The sequence below is a fragment of the Paenibacillus sp. sgz302191 genome, from assembly GCF_057749925.1.
On the sequence record NZ_JBYLHY010000030.1, the window covers coordinates 1 to 14,589 of the forward strand.

Here is a 14,589-nt window from a genome sequence, read left to right on the forward strand (position 1 = left end):
AGCTTCAGCGCAACATCGTCCCCATAGTGAAGGATCGCTCTTTCAAACGGAACAAACAGACAAAAGCTAACAAATTCACGAAGACCAAGCGGCGGGGGCTATAACCGCTTAACCTGACAACATTGGGGGTCTCCCCCCGATCACCCCAAAAAGTTCTTTTTCATAAATAAAAGGCAGCCGCAGCCGCCTCTTTTTCCTTGATCATTCGATTATCGTTACCGCTCAACCGCTACGTTCAGCTTGGACAGCGCACCGGAAGCGGCTTGCTGTTCGGCCTCTTTCTTGGAACGGCCGGCTCCCGTGCCGAGCAGTTCCTCGTCCATATACACCTCTGCGATGAATTCCCGCTCGTGCGCTGGTCCGCGCTCATCTACGATCCGGTATTCCAGAGAGCCCAGGTTATGGTGCTGGGTATGCTCTTGAAGCTGCGTTTTGTAGTCGATGACCAGCAATTTGCCGACATTCGATATTTTGGCAAAAACGTGCTTCTTGAGGAAGTTTTTCACGCTGTCAAGCCCTTGATCCAGGTACAAAGCCCCGATGAAAGACTCGAACACGTCGGCGAGCAGCGCCGGGCGGGATCGGCCGCCGGTCAGCTCCTCCCCTTTGCCCAGCAGGACGAAGGCGCCGAAGTCGAGATTCTCGGCAAACGTGACGAGCGAAGGCTCGCATACGATCGAAGCCCGCAGCTTCGTCAACTCGCCTTCCGAACGTCCCGGATATGTATCGTATAAAAATTCCGAAACAGTTAGTTCCAGAACGGCATCTCCCAAAAACTCCAGGCGCTCGTTATCCTTATGTCCGGCGATCCGGTGCTCGTTGACGTACGAAGAATGCGTGAAAGCCTGCCTCAGCAGCTCCGGCCTCCGAAACGTGATGCCGATTCGATTTTGCAGTTCTTTAACATCCCGGTTCATTGCTTTGTTCACCGCCCAGAGAGAATGATATGTGCATTATCTTTCTTCGCAGGAAGGCAATTTATGCTTCAAACCTTTTCAGAATGATCGTCGCATTGTGTCCCCCGAAGCCAAACGAATTCGACATCGCGATGTCCACTTTCGTTGTCCGGGCTACGTTCGGCACATAGTCAAGGTCGCATTCCGGGTCTTGATTGTCGATATTGATCGTCGGCGCAATCGTGTTATTCGCGATCGTCAAGCCGCATATAACGGCTTCTACGCCGCCCGCTGCCCCAAGCAGATGGCCTGTCATCGATTTGGTCGAGCTGACGGCCACTTTGTATGCGTGCTCGCCGAGCGCTTTTTTAATTGCGGTCGTTTCGGATTTGTCGCCTACCGGCGTCGAAGTTCCGTGCGCATTGATGTAGGAGATCGCTTCCGGCGCGATGCCCGCATCTTTGATCGCTTTGGCCATGCAGCGGGCGGCTCCGTCCGGATCCGGATCGGTCATATGGTAAGCGTCCCCGCTCATGCCGTATCCGATCACTTCCGCATAGATGCGCGCTCCGCGCTTTTGCGCGTGCTCCAGCGATTCGATGATAAGAACGCCTGCGCCTTCGCCCATCACGAACCCGTCACGATCCGTATCGAACGGACGGCTCGCCTTTTGCGGCTCCTCGTTGCGTGTCGACATGGCGCGCAGCGCGCAGAAACCGGCTACGCCGATCGGCGTAATGGTCGCTTCGGCGCCGCCGCAGATCATCACGTCCGCGTCGCCGCGCTGAATCATTTTAAAGGAGTCGCCGATCGAGTGCGTGCCCGTTGCACAAGCCGTAACGGCCGTGCTGTTCGGTCCTTTGGCGCCGGTGATCATCGAGATTTGGCCGGAGGCCATATTCGCGATCATCATCGGAATAAAGAACGGGCTGACGCGTTTCGGACCTTTTTCAAGCAAAGTGCGGTGCTGCTCTTCCCAAGTGTTCAAACCGCCGATTCCCGAGCCTACGGAGACTCCCACGCGTTCGGGGTCGGTATCTTCTTTCACGTTCAGGTTAGCGTCTTTAAGCGCGTTGATCGAACCCGCAACGGCAAACTGCACGAAACGGTCCATGCGGCGGGCTTCTTTGCGATCCACATACTGCTCGATATCAAAGTCTTTGACCTCGGCAGCGATGCGGGTAGAGTATTCGCTTACATCGAAATTTTCGATCATGCTCACTCCGGACTTGCCCGACGTCAAATTCGCCCAAAACGTTTCCAAATCTTGACCAAGGGCCGTAACTACGCCCATACCAGTAATAACGACTCTGTTCATTGCACTACCACCTCTATATAAGAAAGCATTGTTTGTTAGTGAAGATGGAGAGAAGTCCCGTCTTGCTAAGAAAACGGGACTTGTAAGATTTTACGTATGAGATTTTATGTAATTCACAACTTCTCCTACAGTAGTAATCTTCTCGGCATCTTCGTCGGAAATTTCCAAATCGAATTCATCTTCTAGTTCCATTACCAATTCTACTACATCGAGAGAATCAGCACCTAAATCTTCTTTGAAAGATGCTTCGAGGGTGACTTCAGCCTCATCTACCCCTAGACGATCGACTACAATTCGTTTCACACGATCCAATACGTCGGACATCCGGTTCACCTCCTCCTTGGTATTATACGAGAAACTTGGACAGATTGCCAGTAGGCAATTTTGCAGTTCCCGTGGGGGCCTGTTTTACATGTACATGCCGCCGTCCACATGCAGGGTTTGGCCCGTCATGTAGGAAGCGTCGTCGGAAGCCAGGAAGCGCACGGCTTTGGCGATTTCTTCCGGCTGCCCCAGACGCGCCAGCGGGATTTGCGCGAGCATGCTCTCGCGCAGCTCGGCGGACAGCTTGTCGGTCATATCGGTCTCGATAAAGCCCGGCGCCACCGCGTTGACGGTAATGCCGCGGGAGGAAAGCTCTCTCGCCGTCGCTTTGGTGAGGCCGATGACTCCCGCTTTGGCCGCCACATAGTTAGCTTGCCCCGGATTGCCGAGCACGCCAACTACGGAAGATATATTGATGATCCGACCGGAACGCTGCTTCATCATCGGGCGCGTCACTGCCTTGATGCAGTTGAAGACGCCTTTGAGATTGGTAGCGATAACCTGATCGAATTCTTCTTCCTTCATTCTCATGATTAAATTGTCTCTCGTTATCCCGGCATTATTCACCAGGATGTCGATTTTGCCAAAAGCCTCCAGCGTTTGCTTGATCAAATCCTCGGCTTCCTGGCTGCCGCTCACATCGGCGCGAAGCTTGACGGCTTTGCGCCCCATCGCTTCGATCAAGGCAACGACTTCCTGCGCCGCCTGCTCGCTGCCGGCATAATTGACGGCCACATCTGCGCCCGATTCGGCCAAATGCAGAGCGATCGCACGGCCGATCCCTCTTGAAGCGCCCGTAACAAGCGCAACTTTACCCGTTAGCATATGTAATGCTGACCTCCTTCGTTCTGACGCATGAACTTGACTTTCCGCTTACACGTGAACTTCCTGCACATATTTCTCCAGCGCTTCCAGGCTGCCGATCGATACGGCTTTCACGCTGCGGTCCACCTTCTTGATCAGTCCGGCGAGCACTGTCCCCGAGCCGAGCTCAATGAACGTATCGACGCCTTGGCCGATCAGATATTGGACCGTATCCTCCCATAGAACCGGGGAGTATACCTGCTCTGCGAGCAGCCCGCGGATTTCATCGGGCTGCACGACCGGCCGCGCCGTGACGTTGGCCACGACAGGCACGGCCGCTTTGCTCATCGGCACGCGCGCGAGCACCTCGGCGAGGCGCTCGGACGCCGGCTTCATGAGCGAAGAGTGGAAGGGCCCGCTCACCTCGAGCGGTATGACGCGCTTCGCACCAGCTTCCTTGCCGCGCTCCGCGACCGCGGCGACGCCTTCCCTGCTGCCCGAGACGACGATCTGTCCCGGGCAGTTCACATTGGCGAGCTCCACGACGGAGCCGCCGCCGCTGATGGCCGTGCACAGCTCCGCCAGCGCTTCGCGCTCGGCTCCCAGCACGGCCGCCATTGCGCCCAGGCCGCCGGGGACGGCCTGCTCCATGAACTCGCCGCGGGCCCGCACGGTGCGGACCGCGTCTTCGAAAGCGAGCACGCCTGCGGCGACGAGCGCGCTGTATTCGCCGAGACTATGTCCTGCGACATAGTCGGGGTTCACGCCCGCAGCCTTGAACGCTTCCAGACAAGCGATGCTTGTTGTCAGCAGCGCAGGCTGCGTGTGGTACGTGATCTTCAGTTCCTGCTCCGGCCCTTGAAAAATCAGGTCCGATAGCTTGAAGCCAAGCGCTTCGTCCGCCCGGTCAAAATATGTCTTCGCGGCCGCATGGTTCTGATACAAATCGCTGCCCATGCCCACGGCTTGAGAGCCTTGTCCCGGAAAAACAAACGCTATTTTACCCATATAAAAAGGTTCCTCGCTCTCAATCAATATCGGCCCAATGCCAAACCTTCTACCAGACCAGCGCGGATGCGCCCCAGGTCAAACCTCCGCCGAAGCCGACGAGGATCAGGCGGTCTCCTTCTTTTGCTCTGCCCTGCTCCGCGGCTTCCGCGAGCGCCACCGGAATGGAGGCTGCCGACATATTGCCGTATTTGTCCAGGTTGATCATACATTTGTCTTCGCTGAGTTCAAGCTTGCTCAGCGAAGACTGGATGATGCGCATGTTCGCCTGATGCGGCACGAGCAGATCGATGTCGCTCTTGTCCCATCCGGCTTTGCGCAGCGCCTCGTCGGCGGCGTTGCCCATAATCCGCACGGCAAATTTAAACACTTCCGCGCCGGCCATATAAATGTAATGCAGACGCTCGTCCAGCGACTCCTTGGAAGCCGGGCGCCGCGATCCGCCTCCGGCGATTTTCAGAAGCTCGCCTCCGGAACCGTCGGCTCCCAATTCGAACGATTTGAAGCCTCTTCCCTCCGGCACTTCGCCGATCACGACCGCCCCGGCTCCGTCGCCGAACAAGATGCACGTATTGCGGTCCGTATAATCCGTAATTCTCGACAGGCAGTCCGCTCCGATGATGAGCGCATATTTGTACGCGCCTGTGGCGATGAAATTGGACGCATTCGCCAATCCGTATATAAAGCCCGAACATGCGGCGGACAGATCGAATGCCGCCGCTTTTTTAGCGCGGAGCCGTTCCTGCAGCACGCAGGCGGTCGAAGGAAACGCCATGTCCGGCGTAATCGTCGCCACGATAATTAAATCGAGCTGGTCGGGGGTAATGCCCGCATTGTTCAGGGCGATGAGCGAAGCCTCGTACGCCAGATCGGACGTAGCTTGTGCGGCATCGGCGATTCTTCTCTCGCGGATTCCCGTTCTGGTGACAATCCATTCATCGTTCGTTTCGACCATCGTCTCCAGCTCTTGATTCGTCAATATCCGATCCGGCACATATTTCCCCGCGCCGAGCACTCCAACCGGTATTAAATTCATGTCGTTCCTCTCACTTCCCGTGACTGATTTCCGTTGATATGGCCCCTACCAGATCGTTTTGCAGCGCCACTCTCGCCTGGCGGACCGCATTTTTGATCGCATTGGCGTCGGACGAGCCGTGGCATTTGAGCACCAAGCCCTGGATGCCGAGCAGCGGGCCGGCGCCGTGCTCTTTATAATCGAATTGCTTTCTGAATTTCATAATGCCGGGTTTTAAAATAGCCGCCGCCAGCTTGGAATACCACGTCCGCGTAAATTCCGTCCTCAGCACCGAGAAAAATACCGATGCGGCGCCTTCCAGCGACTTCAGCATAATATTGCCGGCGAAGCCGTCGCAGACCAGCACGTCGCATTCGGCCCTGAGCACGTCGCGCGACTCCACGTTGCCGACAAAATGAATCGGGGCCTGCTCCAGCAGCGGATAGGCCGCTTTCGTCAACTCGTTGCCTTTCATCGCTTCCGTGCCGACATTGAGCAGCCCGACCCGCGGTTTCGCAATGCCATGGACCTTGTTGCGGTAAATGCTGCCCATGATGGCGTATTGGGACAAATGCTCGGCCGTAGCGTCCATATTGGCGCCGAGATCGAGTGCCAGCAGGCCTTTGCCGTTAATGGTCGGAATCATCGGGGCAAGCGCCGGGCGCTCGATTCCGGCAATTCTGCCGATGATGAGCAGCCCTGTCGTCATGAGCGCCCCTGTATTGCCTGCGGATATCATCGCATCCGCTTCTTTTTCCCGGACCATCCGTCCGGCTACGACCATGGAGGAATCCTTTTTCCGCCGCACCGCCTTTACGGGCTCGTCGTCCGCTTCGATGATTTCCTCCGCGTGCCTGATCGTTACGTTGGCCGGCTTCTCTTGCAAAAACGCTTCTATGGCTGCGGTATTGCCGACCAGAATGATTTCTGCGTCACTCCATTCTTTTGCCGCTTCCAGCGCACCTTCCACTACGTCCTTGGGGGCATTGTCGCCGCCCATGGCGTCAATCGCTATCCGCATGCAGCTTGTCCTCCTCTTGAGATGCTTGATTGTTAGGCTGTTCTTTTTTCGAATGAAAGATGACAAAATTGCCCTGAAATACGGCCTCTTCCCCTACGTAGGAAATGACTTCGACCCGGGCCTTCCCTCTGGAAACCGATCTGACATACGCTTTCGCGATACATTTCTCTCCAAGTTTAACCGGACGGAGAAACCGGATGTCCGCCGATGCGGTCAGCGCGATCGGATCGTTGATGACGGCAACCGCAAGCGAGTTGGCTTGGGAAAAAATGTGATGCCCCCTGGCAATTTTCGTTCTGGAAAAAATGTGTTCCTCTTTAATTTCAAATATCGAGATACCGCTTTGATCCAGCTGAATATCGATAACTTCGCCAATGACTTCGTCCAGAGATAGCGAACGCACCTGATCGTACGTCTTTACGGCCATGTGCTTCATCCGTTCCCGCAGTTCGGGAATGCCCAGCTCCAACCGGTCCAATCGGACGGTCTGAATGCTGACCTGAAATTTGCGCATCAGCTCTTCGTCGGTCATAAAAGGGTTCGCTTCGATCTCTTGCAGCAGCTGTTGCTGCCTTTGCCGTTTAGGAAGGCGTTCGATGACGAGCACCACCTTATCATTTGAGAGTTGCATTATAGCTCATCTTATTACCAGATACTAAATTGTAGTATATTAAATTTAAGAACAAAAAGAAAGCAAAAAAAAATAGCACCTCACACGAAGATGAAGTACTATATTGGCTTGCTTATGCTTTTACGATCTCTCTTCCTTTGTAAGAACCACAAGTTTTGCAAACGCGGTGCGCCAGCTTGAGCTCTCCGCATTGGTCGCATTTTACCATTCCTGGAACTTCCAATTTAAAGTGAGTACGGCGCTTATCGCGACGAGTTTTGGACGTTCTTCTTTGAGGTACTGCCATATTCCCACCTCCTTAAGAGAATTTCATTCCGCTATTCTTTGTTGAAAAAGTCCGCGAGACCTGCAAGCCTTGGATCTGTTGTGTCCTGCTTGCAGCCGCAATCGTGCAGATTGCGGTTCCCTCCGCACACGGGGCAGAGACCTTTACACGCTTCGTCACAAAGTGGTATGTAAGGTAAACCGACCACTACATTTTCGACCACGTAAGGCTCCAAATCGATTTTATCTTCAGTTACCAGATGAATATCCTCGTTATCGTCGGCGTCTTCATCCAGCTTCTGCGTGAAAACTTCCCGGAAAGGAAGCTCGATTGTTTGCTTGACGTGCGATAAGCATCGTGAACAGCTTAACTCCAAATCCATCGTTAACGTACCGTTAACTTTAGCCGCCCCTCCTTCATGCACTGCATGAAGATCGACATGCACGGGACTGTAGCGAAGGATATCTTGCCGGCCTTGAAAAGCCGCGGCCAGATTCATATCTTCCGTTAAATGAACCGGTTGTCCTTTGAGAGCAAGATCTTTCAAGTAAATCTGCATGATTATCACCCCAAACAAACAAAGATTATTATATCCAGTATATTCGTCATTTGTCAACCAATCGGCGCACAATTTCTTTGCGGGCCGATGTTATTTGGCCGGCAAGTCGTTCAAAAACTTCAAGGCATCGTCCATCGTGGCAATTTCGACTACCTTCATTTTGGAATGAATTTGTTTGGCTCTTTCCACCGCATCGGTATAGTTTTGAATCTTGGTGCCGTCCTTAAAGGTCACGTCTTTCGGCGCGAAAAAATATTCCGCCCCCTGCTTGTCGGCAGCAATAATTTTGTGCTGAATGCCGCCGATCGGCCCCACAGTGCCGTCGGCATCGATCGTCCCCGTCCCGGCGATGCGGTGGCCCTTGGTAATGTCGCCTTGGACAAGCTGGTTATAAATTTCGAGCGAGAACATCAGACCGGCGGAGGGACCGCCGATTTCCCCGGCTTTAATCGTAACCTGCTGCTGTGCGTTGTCCGCTTTTACGGACTGCATATCGGCCGGCACTACGCCGATGCCGGCCCGCTGCTCTTGGCCTGACCCTTCCTGCTTGGGCAGCAGTCCGAGCGCGAGCGTCTGCTTCTGTTCGACCTGGTTTCTTTTAAATGTGATGTCGATTGTCTCGCCGGCTTTTTTTCCCTTCAGCGTGTCCAGTAAATCCTGAGCCGCCTTGATGTCCGTATCGCCTGCTTTCAGCAGCACATCGCCCGCTTTCAGCACTTTTTCACCGGACAAGCCGGGAAGCGTCTGAAGCACCATCACGCCTTCGTGGCTGATATGATAAGGGACGCCCGCTTTCATGTAAGCCGCTTGCATGGCGCTGGCCTGCGAGGTCAGCATGACGTATTCCTGCCGCTGCGTGTATTCCTGCTCGGACTCCCCATTGCGGTAAACGCTCGATTTGGGCTGAATCTCTTCATAACGATTGAGCAATGCGACCACATAATTCACTACGTTGGCGTCCGCGACCCGCACGGTCGTCAGCATGAGCGTCCCTTTCTCGGGATCCGCGCCCTTTGCGACGGTCACCATCGGTCTGATATTCTCAGCCGTTCCGGGCATAAAAATAAAATACGGCAGCGAAACGAAGAAAAGAAGATAAATAATCACAACACCCACCAGAATGGAAACCAGGTAACGTCTGATTCCCCCGCTTCCCGGGTGACGGTAAGAATTGTTAGACCATGTACGGATGCCGTTTTCTTCCTTGTCGTCCATACTGCTTTCCCTCCGTTTGATGATGTCGTTCAGGCCTTCCGTTGCGGACGGCATTCGCAATGCTTGGTCTAAAGCTGCCGCTTGGCGCGTACACATGTAGCATATTTAAAGGACGAGGTGATTCCATGCAGCGTTTGAACAGACGAACCGGCAGCAGGCTTACCACGGCGCTGCTCGGAGCCTTGGCTGCGGTCGTCGTCATATCGATCATTTTATTCCCGGATCAGGCTTTTCAATCCTCGCTCGCCGGGCTTTCCATTTGGTGGAAGCTGGTATTTCCGGCGCTTATGCCCTTTTTTATTATGACGGAACTGCTGATCGGGTTCGGCGTCATTCAAGGAATCGGCACCTTGCTCACCCCGCTGATGCGGCTGCTCTTTCGCCTTCCCGGAGTGAGCGGCTGGGCGCTGGCATCGGGTCTCATAGTAGGTTTTCCTGCCGGTGCCAAAATTACCGCAGCGCTGCGAGAAAAAAATTTGCTTTCCCGTTCCGAAGCGGAGCGTCTGAACGCCTTGTCCCACCTCTGCAGCCCGCTTTTTCTAATAACGGTCGTCGGCGTCGGCTTCCTTCACAGCGCCAGACTAGGGTTCCTTCTCGCTGTCATCCATTACTTGTCGGCAATCCTTGCAGGGCTGCTGTGGCGAAACCGCGGCGGACACAAGCAGACGCAGGAGAGCCCGCCCCTCTCCGAAGAGCACAAGCAGCCCTCGATGCATAACGGGGCTTCCATCTGGAAACGTTCGGCGCAGAGCATGCGCGAAGCCTATTTGCACGATGGGCGCGCCTTCGGCAAGCTGCTCGGCGATTCGGTCACTTCCTCCGTCCAGGCGCTCATGCTGATCGGCGGGTACATGATGATTTTCTCCGTATTGATCAACGTCATCACCATTACGCACCTAATAGAAGGCGTGCGCTTCGTTATTGGCGCCGCCGCGGCTATCGCCAAGCTCGATACGGATATTGCTCCGCAATGGATCAAAGCCTTGTTTGAAATTCATCTTGGCGCTTACGCCTTCAGCCAGACGCAACCGCTAGCGCTCCCGTGGCAAATGGCCTTGCTCAGCGCGTTTTTGGGCTGGGGAGGATTGTCGGCCCATGCGCAGGCAGCCGGATTTCATCAGAAAACCGACGTGCGCTACTTCCCCTTTTTCCTGGCCCGCTCCTTGCACGGCACACTTGCGTTCGTACTGACGTTTGCGCTGTGGAAGCCGCTTCAGCCGCTGCTGGAACAAGCCGAGCCCAGCTTTCTATGGCTGAATGCAGCCCCGGCCGCCAGCTTTGCAAGCCCTTTCCCTTTCGCAGGCGAACGGATATGGGCGCTGTGGGCAGCGGTGTCCGCGCAGCTGATTGTCCTGCTGGGGGCGATGTTGCTGCTTTCGCTGTCCATCCGCACATGGCAAAACATGAATTCCCGCTGACATACGGCGGGTTTCGTTCATATCGCCGGAAATTTAATCTTCAACGCTTCTTCCACCTCCGGCGGAACCAAATCTCCGACCGGACCGTTGAATCTGGCGATCTCTTTGACGATACTGGAGCTTAAATACGAATATTTCGGCTTGGACGTCATGAAAAACGTTTCGACATCTTCATTTAATTTGTGGTTGGTCGAAGCCATTTGCAGCTCGTATTCAAAATCGGATACCGCTCTGAGCCCTCTGACGATGAGGTTCACATCTTTTTGTTTCATATAATTGATCAAAAGATCGCGGAAGCCGTCCACTTCCACATTCGGCAAATCTCTCGTTACCGTTTTGATAAGGTCCATCCGTTCTTCGATCGGAAACAGCGGATTTTTGGACGTGTTATTCAGCACCGCTACGATCAGTTTGTCGAACACTTTCGCCGCTCTATGTATAATATCAAGATGACCGTAAGTAACGGGATCGAAACTGCCCGGATACACCGCTACCGTAATGCCGTGTTCTTGCCTCTTCATGATGCTCATCTCTCCTTCATTTGTCTACGAGGTCCGGCTGTATATCGTCACAGCCGTATCGCCGTATTCCGCCCGGCGCTGCTGCTCCATGCCGCCTATCGTCTCGGCCAGCACATCCTCCGCATCATGTTCGACCACGATAGCCGCCTGCGATGCCAGCAGCCCCTGATCTTCCATCGCCGTGATCAGTTCGGCAATCGCCTTCATTTTGTAAGGCGGATCGAGAAAAACCAATTCAAACTGCCGTTCTCTTTTCGCCAGCGCCTTCAGCGCGCGGACCGCATCGTTGCGGAATACTTCCGCCTGCTCCTTCAGTCCGGCCGCCTGCAAATTGTGAAGCACCGTATCGACGCTTTTTTTCTCCACATCAATAAAAACCGCTCTGCTCATGCCGCGGCTTAAAGCTTCGATTCCCAAACCTCCCGTACCTGCAAACAGATCGAGCACCTGCCCGCCGTCAAAGTAAGGCCCGATCATGCTGAAGATCGCTTCCTTCACCTTGTCCGTCGTGGGCCTCGTGCTCATACCCGGTACGGCCTTTAGCGCCCTGCCTTTGGCGCTGCCTGAAATGACTCTCATGCTCTCGTAGTTCCCCTTCTTGCCGGTTCATTTATGTTGCTATCGTACCACAACCTTCGGGCGGAAACAAAAAATTTGTCTGCATCATGTATAAATTTTCTTGAAAACGGTCATCCTTGAATTATCGACATCTGAGAATGTCGTAGACAACCGCGGAGAAGACTTACGTTTCCCCATAAGCTCTTCGTCCGGTTTCTCCTCTCCCATGAGGCGGTCATGCAAATGACCGCCGTTTATATTTTTCCGGATACGAAAAAACGCCTCCTCCACTTGCAAGAAGTGGGTTCGGAGGCGTTTTTCGATATCGGCTCGCCGCCGATACCTGGTGTTGAGGAGCTTAAACTGCTACGCTGCCGAAAACCTTACCAACAAAATGCTGTAGTAATAATAACCAACAGGATGAAGAGCACCAAAATTTCTACCGCTCTGTTTCTACGAATTCCATCTCCAACTGCAACTGCCATATTCAAGCACTCCTTTCATGATAAATTCTTGTATTACACTGTTATTCTATGTAAATCGCGTTTTTTTGCTTGGACAAGAGCGTGAATTGTCATATAAAAAAATACCCGCCTTTTGGCGGGAAAAAACATATATTTAAAGGGGGGTCTGAGACTAAATATACGCTCTGAATCTTAAAATAAGCTGAATCTATTTTTAACATTTTATAAATATTCGGCAGTTTCAATAGAAATGCCCGCGTCATTCCTGCGGCAGCCCGGACGCGATTCGAAGCTGATTGGCCAGCCAATGCAGGTAATCTTTTTGCTGCTGGTCGCTCGTTGCATGCCAAGCCGGAGAAATCCAGGTATTAATGACAGTCTGAGCTACGCCGGCATCCAGCGAAGCCGTTTGTTGAATAGCCATGCCTACTTTCCACCCCCCTGCATTTCCGTTGGATTCGTTCAAATCGACTGCAACTCCGTTGACGGTAACGTCATTTTGATATTGATAAATGCTGATTGAATCGAACTTCTGGCTGTAGCTCCATGCATAAGTTTGCATAAGCTTCGCTGTGACTCCGCGATCGCTCATCGCTTTAACGACCGAGTAAGAGCCGTATACCCCCAGTTCATAGCCGGTAATTCGCGCATCTGCCGCCCTCATATACGCCTCGATAGCGTCGAAGTCGGTGGAAGGAGCATCGTAATCGACCGCAAAATAGATCGTTGACCCGGTCGGCTGCTTGGCTTCCTGCGCGTACTGCAAGGCGAGCTTTCCATCCTCGGTGCCTGCCGCCGCTCCTTCGCGGGCCCGATTCCCGTAACGCTCGAAAAAAGAAACGATATAAAGGCCCGCATTCGTAATTTGCTGCGCCTCTTCCGGAGACAGCCGTTTCCATGAACCGGATTCCGCCAAATAACGGCCTGCGAACGTATAGCCCTGGCCGGCAAACATCGGAGCCGTAGTCGAAGTCAAAGGCGTTGCACAATCAAATCCTTTTCCCATCATTTTCACCTCCCCTTCATTCACATTATTCAGCGTTGGACAAACCCGAAGCGGACGGTTGCCCGGCAAGCGCAAAGCCGCCTATTCGCCGAAAACGCCCCATGAAATGGAAAATACCCATTCCCTAACGCTTCTCATTGTGATATTATGGGTCACAGAACATACGTTTGCCAAAATCCGGAGTTCTATCATGAAGGCGTTCGCCTGTTAAGCAGTCAGTCAGAAAAGGAAGGCGATCATTTGCGGGATCATAACATTTTCGAACAATTAAGAAACAAATATGCAGACGAAGACCGGGCTAAACTTCTGATGCTGCAATTGCGGACCATTATGGAGCAAAAGAAGAAAAGAAAATGGTACCATAAATTTACAACCCAAGCAAAAACCAGACCGAAGAGCTGGCACGATGACTAGGAGGCTTTAAATGCGGCCATGCAAAAAAGCCCCGCCACTTGATTCCAGCTATTGCGGCTTTGCGGCGTTTCTCTGCTTGATCGTTCCGACGATCAGCAGAAGCAGAGGCAGACCGAGCATATTGACGGGCAGCACGAACGGAACCCAATAATTGTTCAAATAATTGCCGGTCGCTTCGGAAATATTTTGGGGAAATAACGAAAAGATCATGACAACCGGGGCAATAAACCAAATCATCATCTTCCAATTTTTCACCTGTAAAAATTGTGCCGTTCCGTAGCTGGTTACAAACATATAAATGGACAATTTAATGAATACGCTCGCTATCCAAATGATCACTGCTATCGCGTCCAAATTTTCTATAAATCCAAAAATAGATATTTTTTTGGTCATTTCGAAAAAAGGATACCACATTTTGGATGTGAGATTGACGCCTACCGTCATAATGACCATGATCATCGATAACAGCGTACAGAGCCATGCTACTACCACACCCCAAATGACGTAGGGCGCTCCCTTGTGCGGAGAAAAGAGAAACGTTGAGAGCATAACGAATTCAACCGCATGTCCAAGATAAGATGCAGGCGGCAGCGCCCCCTTGAAGATGGCCATAAGCCCGCTGTCTGCATAAAACGGCCTCAGATTCTTGAAATAAATGTTGGGAATGCTTGTAGCGAGAACCAGCAATACCATGATAATAATCAGGGGACCTAAAATTTCACTGCAGCGTCCGATCCCGTCGATCCCCCCGGAATAGGTCACATACACGGTAAGCAGGATCATAATGATAACAATGATTATTGTCGGCGTTTCATGAAAGAGCAAAATCCGCAGCAGATCGCTGAATTGGCGCAGGACGATGGGAATGATGGTATACCACTGGACAAGATAAATAACGATGACGATCTTGCCGATCCATTTTCCCATAGTCGTTTGACTGAATTGTACGAAGGTCTGATCCGGATGAAGACGCACAAGCTTGGTTGTAATTACTGCAGCCAATAATGCGATGCTTCCGGCGATAAGAACAGACAGCCATGCATCTTGCTTCGCTGCTTGCTGACTGGGCGTAAACGTCATCAATAAAGTCATTCCCAACTCCATGATAGTGATCATCCAGAAAACTTGAAGGCCGGTTACTTTCATCCTTGA

Annotated in this window: 18 protein-coding genes; 2 read left to right on the plus strand and 16 right to left on the minus strand. The window is 52.8% G+C overall.

Annotated features, from left to right (window positions below; translation table 11 throughout):
• Positions 1 to 215 precede the first annotated feature (215 nt).
• The 11 genes from rnc to AC3G2T_RS30835 form a co-directional block, all read right to left on the minus strand.
• A complete protein-coding gene (rnc, locus tag AC3G2T_RS30785) occupies positions 216 to 917 on the minus strand; it encodes a ribonuclease III (RefSeq protein ID WP_488437900.1) in 702 nt (233 codons plus the stop codon).
• Positions 918 to 978: 61 nt separating this feature from the next.
• A complete protein-coding gene (gene fabF, locus AC3G2T_RS30790) occupies positions 979 to 2,214 on the minus strand; it encodes a beta-ketoacyl-ACP synthase II (RefSeq protein WP_474686633.1) in 1,236 nt (411 codons plus the stop codon).
• A gap of 90 nt (positions 2,215 to 2,304) precedes the next feature.
• On the minus strand, positions 2,305 to 2,538 hold the full coding sequence (gene acpP, locus AC3G2T_RS30795; protein WP_235121879.1) for an acyl carrier protein: 234 nt from the start codon (positions 2,536 to 2,538) through the stop codon (positions 2,305 to 2,307).
• 84 nt (positions 2,539 to 2,622) lie between these two features.
• Positions 2,623 to 3,363, minus strand: coding sequence for a 3-oxoacyl-[acyl-carrier-protein] reductase (fabG, locus tag AC3G2T_RS30800; protein WP_474686632.1), 741 nt, complete (start codon positions 3,361 to 3,363; stop codon positions 2,623 to 2,625).
• Positions 3,364 to 3,411: 48 nt separating this feature from the next.
• The gene (gene fabD / locus AC3G2T_RS30805) at positions 3,412 to 4,350 is read right to left on the minus strand and encodes an ACP S-malonyltransferase (RefSeq protein ID WP_488437901.1); all 939 of its coding nucleotides are present in this window, start codon (positions 4,348 to 4,350) and stop codon (positions 3,412 to 3,414) included.
• A gap of 49 nt (positions 4,351 to 4,399) precedes the next feature.
• Positions 4,400 to 5,386 carry a beta-ketoacyl-ACP synthase III gene (locus AC3G2T_RS30810; protein WP_474686630.1) on the minus strand — a complete coding sequence of 329 codons (987 nt, stop codon included), beginning with the start codon at positions 5,384 to 5,386 and terminating at the stop codon, positions 4,400 to 4,402.
• 10 nt (positions 5,387 to 5,396) lie between these two features.
• The gene (gene plsX, locus AC3G2T_RS30815; RefSeq protein WP_474686629.1) at positions 5,397 to 6,386 is read right to left on the minus strand and encodes a phosphate acyltransferase PlsX; all 990 of its coding nucleotides are present in this window, start codon (positions 6,384 to 6,386) and stop codon (positions 5,397 to 5,399) included.
• Positions 6,370 to 7,017 (minus strand): transcription factor FapR, encoded by a 648-nt coding sequence (gene fapR, locus AC3G2T_RS30820; RefSeq protein WP_474686628.1) that lies wholly within the window; start codon positions 7,015 to 7,017, stop codon positions 6,370 to 6,372. The genes plsX and fapR overlap by 17 nt, the downstream gene beginning before the upstream one ends.
• A gap of 112 nt (positions 7,018 to 7,129) precedes the next feature.
• Positions 7,130 to 7,303: a 50S ribosomal protein L32 gene (rpmF, locus tag AC3G2T_RS30825; protein WP_235121874.1), complete on the minus strand. Its 174-nt coding sequence runs from the start codon at positions 7,301 to 7,303 to the stop codon at positions 7,130 to 7,132.
• A 31-nt stretch (positions 7,304 to 7,334) separates the two neighbouring features.
• On the minus strand, positions 7,335 to 7,841 hold the full coding sequence (locus tag AC3G2T_RS30830; protein WP_474686627.1) for a YceD family protein: 507 nt from the start codon (positions 7,839 to 7,841) through the stop codon (positions 7,335 to 7,337).
• Positions 7,842 to 7,931: 90 nt separating this feature from the next.
• A complete protein-coding gene (locus tag AC3G2T_RS30835; RefSeq protein ID WP_474686626.1) occupies positions 7,932 to 9,056 on the minus strand; it encodes a SepM family pheromone-processing serine protease in 1,125 nt (374 codons plus the stop codon).
• Positions 9,057 to 9,181: 125 nt separating this feature from the next.
• Here AC3G2T_RS30835 and AC3G2T_RS30840 point away from each other — a divergent pair, with 125 nt between their 5' ends.
• Positions 9,182 to 10,474 (plus strand): nucleoside recognition domain-containing protein, encoded by a 1,293-nt coding sequence (locus tag AC3G2T_RS30840; protein ID WP_474686625.1) that lies wholly within the window; start codon positions 9,182 to 9,184, stop codon positions 10,472 to 10,474.
• A gap of 17 nt (positions 10,475 to 10,491) precedes the next feature.
• On the opposite strand, the gene coaD is transcribed toward AC3G2T_RS30840, so the two are convergent.
• The 4 genes from coaD to AC3G2T_RS30860 form a co-directional block, all read right to left on the minus strand.
• Positions 10,492 to 10,995, minus strand: a complete 504-nt coding sequence (gene coaD / locus AC3G2T_RS30845; protein ID WP_474686624.1) for a pantetheine-phosphate adenylyltransferase — start codon at positions 10,993 to 10,995, stop codon at positions 10,492 to 10,494.
• A gap of 24 nt (positions 10,996 to 11,019) precedes the next feature.
• The gene (rsmD, locus tag AC3G2T_RS30850; protein ID WP_474686623.1) at positions 11,020 to 11,574 is read right to left on the minus strand and encodes a 16S rRNA (guanine(966)-N(2))-methyltransferase RsmD; all 555 of its coding nucleotides are present in this window, start codon (positions 11,572 to 11,574) and stop codon (positions 11,020 to 11,022) included.
• A 362-nt stretch (positions 11,575 to 11,936) separates the two neighbouring features.
• Positions 11,937 to 12,038, minus strand: coding sequence for a YjcZ family sporulation protein (locus AC3G2T_RS30855; protein ID WP_488437902.1), 102 nt, complete (start codon positions 12,036 to 12,038; stop codon positions 11,937 to 11,939).
• A 238-nt stretch (positions 12,039 to 12,276) separates the two neighbouring features.
• Complete coding sequence (locus tag AC3G2T_RS30860) at positions 12,277 to 13,026, minus strand: DUF1906 domain-containing protein (RefSeq protein WP_474686621.1); 750 nt, start codon at positions 13,024 to 13,026, stop codon at positions 12,277 to 12,279.
• A gap of 237 nt (positions 13,027 to 13,263) precedes the next feature.
• Here AC3G2T_RS30860 and AC3G2T_RS30865 point away from each other — a divergent pair, with 237 nt between their 5' ends.
• Positions 13,264 to 13,437: a hypothetical protein gene (locus tag AC3G2T_RS30865; protein ID WP_474686620.1), complete on the plus strand. Its 174-nt coding sequence runs from the start codon at positions 13,264 to 13,266 to the stop codon at positions 13,435 to 13,437.
• Positions 13,438 to 13,485: 48 nt separating this feature from the next.
• Here the strand turns inward: AC3G2T_RS30865 and AC3G2T_RS30870 are convergent, their stop codons facing one another.
• Positions 13,486 to 14,583: a GerAB/ArcD/ProY family transporter gene (locus tag AC3G2T_RS30870; protein WP_488437903.1), complete on the minus strand. Its 1,098-nt coding sequence runs from the start codon at positions 14,581 to 14,583 to the stop codon at positions 13,486 to 13,488.
• Between the last annotated feature and the right edge of the window lie 6 nt (positions 14,584 to 14,589).

What these genes read in the sequence shown, in the direction of transcription:
- rnc (WP_488437900.1), bottom strand. Translation starts at nt 917, where the DNA reads ATGAACCGGGATGTTAAAGAACTGCAAAATCGAATCGGCATCACGTTT.
- fabF (WP_474686633.1), bottom strand. Translation starts at nt 2,214, where the DNA reads ATGAACAGAGTCGTTATTACTGGTATGGGCGTAGTTACGGCCCTTGGT.
- acpP (WP_235121879.1), bottom strand. Translation starts at nt 2,538, where the DNA reads ATGTCCGACGTATTGGATCGTGTGAAACGAATTGTAGTCGATCGTCTA.
- fabG (WP_474686632.1), bottom strand. Translation starts at nt 3,363, where the DNA reads ATGCTAACGGGTAAAGTTGCGCTTGTTACGGGCGCTTCAAGAGGGATC.
- fabD (WP_488437901.1), bottom strand. Translation starts at nt 4,350, where the DNA reads ATGGGTAAAATAGCGTTTGTTTTTCCGGGACAAGGCTCTCAAGCCGTG.
- AC3G2T_RS30810 (WP_474686630.1), bottom strand. Translation starts at nt 5,386, where the DNA reads ATGAATTTAATACCGGTTGGAGTGCTCGGCGCGGGGAAATATGTGCCG.
- plsX (WP_474686629.1), bottom strand. Translation starts at nt 6,386, where the DNA reads ATGCGGATAGCGATTGACGCCATGGGCGGCGACAATGCCCCCAAGGAC.
- fapR (WP_474686628.1), bottom strand. Translation starts at nt 7,017, where the DNA reads ATGCAACTCTCAAATGATAAGGTGGTGCTCGTCATCGAACGCCTTCCT.
- rpmF (WP_235121874.1), bottom strand. Translation starts at nt 7,303, where the DNA reads ATGGCAGTACCTCAAAGAAGAACGTCCAAAACTCGTCGCGATAAGCGC.
- AC3G2T_RS30830 (WP_474686627.1), bottom strand. Translation starts at nt 7,841, where the DNA reads ATGCAGATTTACTTGAAAGATCTTGCTCTCAAAGGACAACCGGTTCAT.
- AC3G2T_RS30835 (WP_474686626.1), bottom strand. Translation starts at nt 9,056, where the DNA reads ATGGACGACAAGGAAGAAAACGGCATCCGTACATGGTCTAACAATTCT.
- AC3G2T_RS30840 (WP_474686625.1), top strand. Translation starts at nt 9,182, where the DNA reads ATGCAGCGTTTGAACAGACGAACCGGCAGCAGGCTTACCACGGCGCTG.
- coaD (WP_474686624.1), bottom strand. Translation starts at nt 10,995, where the DNA reads ATGAAGAGGCAAGAACACGGCATTACGGTAGCGGTGTATCCGGGCAGT.
- rsmD (WP_474686623.1), bottom strand. Translation starts at nt 11,574, where the DNA reads ATGAGAGTCATTTCAGGCAGCGCCAAAGGCAGGGCGCTAAAGGCCGTA.
- AC3G2T_RS30855 (WP_488437902.1), bottom strand. Translation starts at nt 12,038, where the DNA reads ATGGCAGTTGCAGTTGGAGATGGAATTCGTAGAAACAGAGCGGTAGAA.
- AC3G2T_RS30860 (WP_474686621.1), bottom strand. Translation starts at nt 13,026, where the DNA reads ATGATGGGAAAAGGATTTGATTGTGCAACGCCTTTGACTTCGACTACG.
- AC3G2T_RS30870 (WP_488437903.1), bottom strand. Translation starts at nt 14,583, where the DNA reads ATGAAAGTAACCGGCCTTCAAGTTTTCTGGATGATCACTATCATGGAG.